Raw genomic sequence first — 6,522 nt, 5'->3', positions numbered from 1 at the left:
TCTCAGTACTGCTCGGTCTCGGCGAAGTGCGAGTCGTCGAGGTCGTCGGCGCCGAAGGCGTCGGCGGCAGCGGTCGGGTCGAACCCGGGCGGGCTGTCCTTGAGGGCCAGGCCCATGCCGGCCAGCTTCGCCTTGACCTCGTCGATCGACTTCGCGCCGAAGTTGCGGATGTCGAGCAGGTCGGCCTCGGAGCGGGCGACGAGCTCACCCACGGTGTGGATGCCCTCGCGCTTGAGGCAGTTGTAGGAGCGGACCGTGAGCTCCAGCTCCTCGATCGGCAGCGCCAGGTCGGCGGCCAGGGCGGCGTCCGTCGGGGACGGGCCCATGTCGATGCCCTCGGCGTCGATGTTCAGCTCGCGGGCGAGGCCGAACAGCTCCACCAGGGTCTTGCCGGCCGAGGCCATGGCGTCGCGCGGACGCATGGCGGGCTTGGTCTCGACGTCGACGATCAGCTTGTCGAAGTCGGTCCGCTGCTCGACACGGGTGGCCTCGACCTTGTAGGTGACCTTCAGCACGGGGCTGTAGATCGAGTCGACCGGGATGCGGCCGATCTCCTGGCCGGAGGCCTTGTTCTGGACGGCGGAGACGTAGCCGCGACCGCGCTCGACGGTCAGCTCCATCTCCAGCTTGCCCTTGCCGTTCAGCGTGGCGAGGACCAGCTCCGGGTTGTGCACCTCGACACCCGCCGGCGGGGCGATGTCGGCGGCGGTGACGACACCCGGGCCCTGCTTGCGCAGGTACATCACGACCGGCTCGTCGTGCTCCGAGGAGACGACCAGCTGCTTGATGTTGAGGATGAGGTCGGTCACGTCCTCCTTGACGCCCGGCACGGTGGTGAACTCGTGCAGGACGCCGTCGATGCGGATGCTGGTGACAGCGGCACCCGGGATCGACGACAGGAGCGTGCGGCGCAGGGAGTTGCCGAGGGTGTAGCCGAAGCCCGGCTCCAGCGGCTCGATCACGAACCGCGAGCGGAACTCGTCGACGACCTCTTCGGTCAGCGAGGGACGCTGAGCGATAAGCATGGGGGGAATCCTCCAGTTGTCTTCGGCACCCACTATTTGATGCCGACAGGACCAAGCGTACGGGCTCCCGCAAGAAACGGGAGCCCGTACGAGGTTTAAAGCAAGACCCGCGTGCCCGAAGGCGCTGCGTCAGACGCGGCGGCGCTTCGGCGGACGGCAGCCGTTGTGCGGGGTGGGGGTGACGTCCTGGATCGAGCCGACCTCCAGGCCGGTGGCCTGGAGCGAACGGATCGCGGTCTCGCGGCCGGAGCCCGGACCCTTCACGAAGACGTCGACCTTGCGCATGCCGTGCTCCTGCGCGCGACGGGCAGCGGCCTCGGCGGCCATCTGCGCGGCGAACGGGGTGGACTTGCGCGAGCCCTTGAAGCCGACGTGGCCGGCGGAGGCCCAGGAGATCACGTTGCCCGCGGGGTCGGTGATCGAAACGATGGTGTTGTTGAACGTGCTCTTGATGTGCGCGTGGCCGTGAGCGACGTTCTTCTTTTCCTTGCGGCGGATCTTCTTCGCGCCGGCAGCCTGACGACCCTTGGGGGGCATAAGTCTGTTCTCCTACTGAGGTGGTCGGTCCGCTGACCCGCGGGCCGGAGGGATGTCCGGTTACGGGACGGACTACTTCTTGCCCGGCTTCTTCTTACCGGCGATCGCGCGACGCGGGCCCTTGCGGGTACGCGCGTTGGTGTGGGTGCGCTGGCCGCGGACCGGCAGGCCGCGGCGGTGACGCAGACCCTCGTAGCAGCCGATCTCGACCTTGCGGCGGATGTCGGCGGCCACCTCACGGCGGAGGTCACCCTCGACCGTGTAGTTGGCGTCGATGTACTGGCTCAGCTTGACGAGGTCGTCCTCGGAGATGTCGCGAACGCGGACATCCGGGTTGACACCGGTCTCGGCCAGGGTCTGCTGGGCGCGGGTACGGCCGATGCCGTACACGTAGGTAAGGGCGATCTCGATCCGCTTCTCACGGGGGAGATCAACGCCGGCGAGGCGTGCCATTCAAGGCTCCTGTGGTTCTTCAGAGGTCTTGCGTGCTACCTACTCCGACACCTCACGGTGAGGGAGCCCCGGCCTCTGACCGGGGGCGGCAGTCCGTCCGGGGAACGGACGGATCGGGTAGCCCGCTTATGACGTTTTCGCGTCGCGCGAAGTACTACGAGAAATGCTGAAGAGTGATCAGCCCTGGCGCTGCTTGTGGCGCAGGTTGTCGCAGATCACCATGACCCGGCCGTGGCGGCGGATCACCTTGCACTTGTCGCAGATCTTCTTGACGCTCGGCTTGACCTTCATGTTTCAGGTTCTCCGGGTCTAGATCTGACGTTCTTACTTGTAGCGGTAGACGATCCGCCCGCGCGTGAGGTCGTAGGGGCTGAGCTCCACGACGACCCGGTCGTCCGGCAGGATGCGGATGTAGTGCATGCGCATCTTGCCACTGATGTGCGCGAGGACCTTGTGACCGTTCTGCAGCTCGACCTTGAACATCGCGTTCGGCAGAGACTCGATCACGGTGCCCTCGATCTCAATGGCGCCTTGCTTCTTAGCCATGAACTGCGAGATCCACCTTCCGGGACCGGCTACCGTATGCGGAACGCTCGTGCGAACCTGGGTTCACCCCTCCCCCGGGGGGAAGAGGGCGCGCTGAAGCACGCTACGAGTGAGCCGACGGTCCATCCTACGCCAGCGCGTCCGGTGGACCAAAACGGGGGTCCCGGAAAGCGGTCGCCGTCACATCTGCTACGTCAGGCCTTGCCGAGGACGGTCAGCGGCTCGACGTGGGCGGTGCAGGCCGAGCAGCGGCGGGCGGCCTCGGGGATGTCGGTCAGGCACTCGGGGCAGGGGCGCTTCGGCGTCTTCGGCTTCTTCGGCATGTAGCGCGCGGTCGCCTTGGTGATCGGCAGCACCACGCAGAAGTACAGCACCGCGGCGGTCATGAAGAACGCGATCAGCACGTTGAGGAACTGCCCGTACGGGAAGGTCACCCCCGCGATGTGCGCCTTGTACGAGCTGAAGTCGCCGGCGGCACCGACCACCACACCCACCAGCGGGGTGAGGAAGGCGGACACGAAGCCGGTCACCACCGCGGTGAACGCGGCACCGATGACCACACCGACCGCCATGTCGACGACGTTGCCGCGCATCATGAAGTCGCGGAATCCCTTGAGCACGTGCTCTCTCCTGCATCGCTCGTAACCGGACCGGCCGGAGCCGACCACTGCCAGCGCATAAAAATAGGACAAAAGCCCTGGAGGTCCAAACCTCCAGGGCCCTGATCCCTTGTCAGCAGCGGCAGTTGAGCGCCGTCAGGACTACGCGAGGGGGTCCGGAGCTGCGGTGATGCCCAGCTTGGCCAGCTCAGCCCTGCCGCCGTCGAAGGCGGTCAGCACCAGCGGGCCCTGCTCGGTGACGGCCACCGAGTGCTCCCAGTGCGAGGCCCAGGTGCCGTCGTTGGTGACGACCGTCCAGTCGTCCTCCAGCACGGTGGTGTGCGGGGTGCCGAGCGAGACCATCGGCTCGATCGCCAGCACGGTGCCGGGGACGAGCTTCGGGCCCTTGCCGCGGCCGCGCTCGACGTAGTTCAGCACGTGCGGCTCCATGTGCATCGCGGTGCCGATGCCGTGGCCGCCGTAGCCCTCGGTGATGCCCCACTTGCCCTTCGGCGGGAGCGGCTGGCGGCGGATGAAGCCCTCGATCGCCTTGGAGACGTCCACCAGGCGGTTGTTCTTCTTCATCTGGGCGATGCCGGCCCACATCGAGCCCTCGGTCACCCGGCTCAGCATCTCGACCTCCGGGCGGACCTCGCCGACCGCCACGGTGATGGCCGAGTCGCCGTGCCAGCCGTCCAGGATGGCGCCGCAGTCGATCGAGATGATGTCGCCCTCCTGGAGGGCCCGGTCGCCGGGGATGCCGTGCACGACCTCATTGTTCACCGAGGCGCAGATCACGCCCGGGAACCAGAGCCCGCCGTGGTGGGCCCGGAAGTTCGAGGTGGCGCCGTGGTCGGTGATGACCTTGTCCGCGACGTCGTTGAGCTCCTGGGTGGTCACCCCGGGGGCGACCGCCTCGCGGCAGGCCTTCAGGGCCTCGGCGACGACCAGCCCGGCCGCTCGCATCTTCGCGATCTGCTCGGGGGTCTTGATCTCCACCATCTGGTCACGCCTTCCAAGTCCGGATTACCACTGCTACCACCGTACGACGCCGAAACGGCCGGGCCACCCGCGTGGGGCGGGCGACCCGGCCGTACCGTCGTACGTTCGCCGAGAGACTCAGCTGTCCTGCTTCAGCGCCTCGATCGAGCGGGCGGTGACCTCGTCCACCTTGCCGAGGGCCGAGATGGTCGCCACCAGGCCCTGCTGGACGTAGTAGTCGATGATCGGCTCGGTCTCCGTGTGGTAGACCTCCAGGCGCGTGCGCACCTTGTCCTCGGTGTCGTCCGAGCGCTGGTACAGCTCGCCGCCGCACTCGTCGCAGACGCCGTCGACCTTCGGCGGGTTGTAGTCCACGTGGAAGACGTGGCCGCCGTCGTTGCGGCACAGGCGGCGGCCGGCGATCCGGCGGACGACCTCGTCCTCGGGGACCTCCAGGTCCAGCACGCCGTCCAGCTTGATGCCCTGCTCGGCGAGGAACTCGTCCAGCGCCTTGGCCTGCCCCAGGTTGCGGGGGAAGCCGTCGAGCAGGAAGCCGTTGGCGGCGTCCTCCTGGAGCATGCGGTCCTTGGCCATCCCGATGGTGACCTCGTCCGGCACCAGGCGCCCCGCGTCCATGTAGGACTTGGCCTCAAGGCCCAGCGGCGTGCCCTGGCTGATGTTCGCACGGAACAGGTCGCCGGTGGAGATGTGGGGGATGGACAGGGTCTTGGCGAGCAGGTGCGCCTGAGTACCCTTCCCGGCCCCGGGAGGACCAACGAGGACGATACGCATCAGCGGAGGAACCCTTCGTAATTGCGCTGCTGGAGCTGGCTCTCGATCTGCTTCACAGTTTCGAGTCCGACGCCGACGACGATGAGCACGCTGGTGCCGCCGAACGGGAAGTTGGTCTGCTGTCCGAAGGCGACCAGGGCGATCATCGGGATCAACGCGATCAGGCCCAGGTAGAGCGAACCCGGCCACGTGATTCGGGTCAGCACGTAGTTCAGGTACTCGGCCGTCGGTCGGCCGGCCCGGATACCCGGGATGAACCCACCATACTTCTTCATGTTGTCGGCAACTTCTTCGGGGTTGAAGGAGATGGCGACGTAGAAGAAGGCGAAGAAGACGATCAGCAGGAAGTACGTGGCCATGTAGATCGGGTGGTCACCCTTGACGAAGTTCGTCCGGATCCACGTGGCCCAGCCCGCCTGGCTGTTGGTCAGCTGGACCACCAGGGCGGGGATGTACAGCAGCGACGAGGCGAAGATGACCGGGATGACACCGGCCTGGTTCACCTTGAGCGGGATGTAGGTCGAGGTCCCGCCGAACGCCCGGCGGCCGATCATCCGCTTCGCGTACTGGACCGGGATCCGGCGCTGGGCCTGCTCGACGAAGATGACCAGCATCACGACGATGACGCCGACCGCGACCACGGAGAGGAACTCGACCCAGCCGCCGCCGATGGTGCCGGAGGTCTTGATCGCCCACATCGAGGACGGGAACTGCGCCGCGATCGAGGTGAAGATCAGCAGCGACATGCCGTTGCCGATGCCGCGGTCGGTGATCAGCTCGCCGAGCCACATGATGACCGTGGTGCCGGCCGTCATCGTGAGCACCATGACGGCGATCCGGAACACGCTGGTGTCCGGGACGATCTGGTTGGCCAGCGGGCAGCCGGAGAACAGCGCGCCGCTGGAGGCCGTCGCCACGATGCCGGTGCCCTGGAGCACGGCGAGCGCGATGGTCAGGTAACGCGTGTACTGGGTGATCTTGGCCTGGCCGGCCTGGCCCTCCTTCTTCAGCATCTCCAGTCGCGGGATCACGACGGTGAGGAGCTGGAGGATGATGCTCGCCGTGATGTACGGCATGATGCCGAGGGCGAAGATCGTCAGTTGGAGGAGCGCGCCGCCGCTGAACAGGTTGACGAGCCCGAAGAGACCGCTGTTCTTGGTCTCCTTCACGCACTCGTTCACGGCCGTGAAGCTCACGCCCGGCATCGGAATGTGCGAGCCCAGGCGGAACAGCACCATGATGCCCAGCGTGAACAGCAGCTTCTTGCGCAGGTCGGGCGTCTGGAACGCCCGCGCGAACGCACTGAGCACGGTGCCTCCTGCGCCTCCCGCGCGTCGTCGGCGGGAGGGTCGGTCCTGAATGGGGAGTTTGCGGTTCGGGCTCCCGTACAGACGGCACAGGCGAGCCTACGCGCAGCCTACAAGGGAACTCCACGGACTCTAACAGTGCGCAGCCACTCGGAAGAAGCGCGTACCGCCCCTCCCCCACTCACGGGGTACGGGATGCCCGGGTTTGCCACACAAAAGAACGAGCGCCGTCCGGCCGGATGTCCCCGGGAACGGCACGAGCCCCGCACCTCCCGGAGGAGG

General features: G+C 66.9%; 9 protein-coding genes. All 9 read right to left on the bottom strand.

The genetic code is table 11. The annotated features are described in order from the left end of the window. Positions 1-2: 2 nt before the first annotated feature. Positions 3-1,025, bottom strand: coding sequence for a DNA-directed RNA polymerase subunit alpha (locus tag ACFU6K_RS27720; protein ID WP_049649049.1), 1,023 nt, complete (start codon positions 1,023-1,025; stop codon positions 3-5). 129 nt (positions 1,026-1,154) lie between these two features. Continuing rightward, positions 1,155-1,562, bottom strand: coding sequence for a 30S ribosomal protein S11 (rpsK, locus tag ACFU6K_RS27715; protein WP_030232513.1), 408 nt, complete (start codon positions 1,560-1,562; stop codon positions 1,155-1,157). Positions 1,563-1,634: 72 nt separating this feature from the next. After that, a complete protein-coding gene (gene rpsM / locus ACFU6K_RS27710) occupies positions 1,635-2,015 on the bottom strand; it encodes a 30S ribosomal protein S13 (protein ID WP_188306769.1) in 381 nt (126 codons plus the stop codon). A gap of 177 nt (positions 2,016-2,192) precedes the next feature. Beyond that, entirely contained in the window at positions 2,193-2,306 is a 114-nt protein-coding gene (gene rpmJ, locus ACFU6K_RS27705) for a 50S ribosomal protein L36 (RefSeq protein WP_003956441.1), read from the bottom strand. Positions 2,307-2,339: 33 nt separating this feature from the next. Continuing rightward, positions 2,340-2,561 (bottom strand): translation initiation factor IF-1, encoded by a 222-nt coding sequence (gene infA / locus ACFU6K_RS27700; RefSeq protein WP_003956442.1) that lies wholly within the window; start codon positions 2,559-2,561, stop codon positions 2,340-2,342. A gap of 194 nt (positions 2,562-2,755) precedes the next feature. After that, positions 2,756-3,181, bottom strand: coding sequence for a large conductance mechanosensitive channel protein MscL (mscL, locus tag ACFU6K_RS27695; RefSeq protein WP_380667470.1), 426 nt, complete (start codon positions 3,179-3,181; stop codon positions 2,756-2,758). A gap of 141 nt (positions 3,182-3,322) precedes the next feature. Next, on the bottom strand, positions 3,323-4,162 hold the full coding sequence (gene map / locus ACFU6K_RS27690; protein WP_380667468.1) for a type I methionyl aminopeptidase: 840 nt from the start codon (positions 4,160-4,162) through the stop codon (positions 3,323-3,325). 117 nt (positions 4,163-4,279) lie between these two features. After that, positions 4,280-4,933: an adenylate kinase gene (locus ACFU6K_RS27685; RefSeq protein ID WP_380667466.1), complete on the bottom strand. Its 654-nt coding sequence runs from the start codon at positions 4,931-4,933 to the stop codon at positions 4,280-4,282. After that, a complete protein-coding gene (gene secY / locus ACFU6K_RS27680) occupies positions 4,933-6,243 on the bottom strand; it encodes a preprotein translocase subunit SecY (RefSeq protein WP_030055837.1) in 1,311 nt (436 codons plus the stop codon). The genes ACFU6K_RS27685 and secY overlap by 1 nt, the downstream gene beginning before the upstream one ends. Positions 6,244-6,522: the final 279 nt, after the last annotated feature.

The organism is Kitasatospora sp. NPDC057512, from assembly GCF_042802135.1.
Classification (GTDB): domain Bacteria; phylum Actinomycetota; class Actinomycetes; order Streptomycetales; family Streptomycetaceae; genus Kitasatospora.
The sequence above is the reverse complement of the archived record's forward strand: the minus strand, read 5'-3'. Positions and strand labels throughout refer to the sequence as shown.

Bases quoted from the DNA above. Each gene is read 5' to 3' on its own strand.
- rpsM (WP_188306769.1), bottom strand. From the start codon at position 2,015: ATGGCACGCCTCGCCGGCGTTGATCTCCCCCGTGAGAAGCGGATCGAG.
- rpsK (WP_030232513.1), bottom strand. From the start codon at position 1,562: ATGCCCCCCAAGGGTCGTCAGGCTGCCGGCGCGAAGAAGATCCGCCGC.
- ACFU6K_RS27720 (WP_049649049.1), bottom strand. From the start codon at position 1,025: ATGCTTATCGCTCAGCGTCCCTCGCTGACCGAAGAGGTCGTCGACGAG.
- map (WP_380667468.1), bottom strand. From the start codon at position 4,162: ATGGTGGAGATCAAGACCCCCGAGCAGATCGCGAAGATGCGAGCGGCC.
- infA (WP_003956442.1), bottom strand. From the start codon at position 2,561: ATGGCTAAGAAGCAAGGCGCCATTGAGATCGAGGGCACCGTGATCGAG.
- ACFU6K_RS27685 (WP_380667466.1), bottom strand. From the start codon at position 4,933: ATGCGTATCGTCCTCGTTGGTCCTCCCGGGGCCGGGAAGGGTACTCAG.
- rpmJ (WP_003956441.1), bottom strand. From the start codon at position 2,306: ATGAAGGTCAAGCCGAGCGTCAAGAAGATCTGCGACAAGTGCAAGGTG.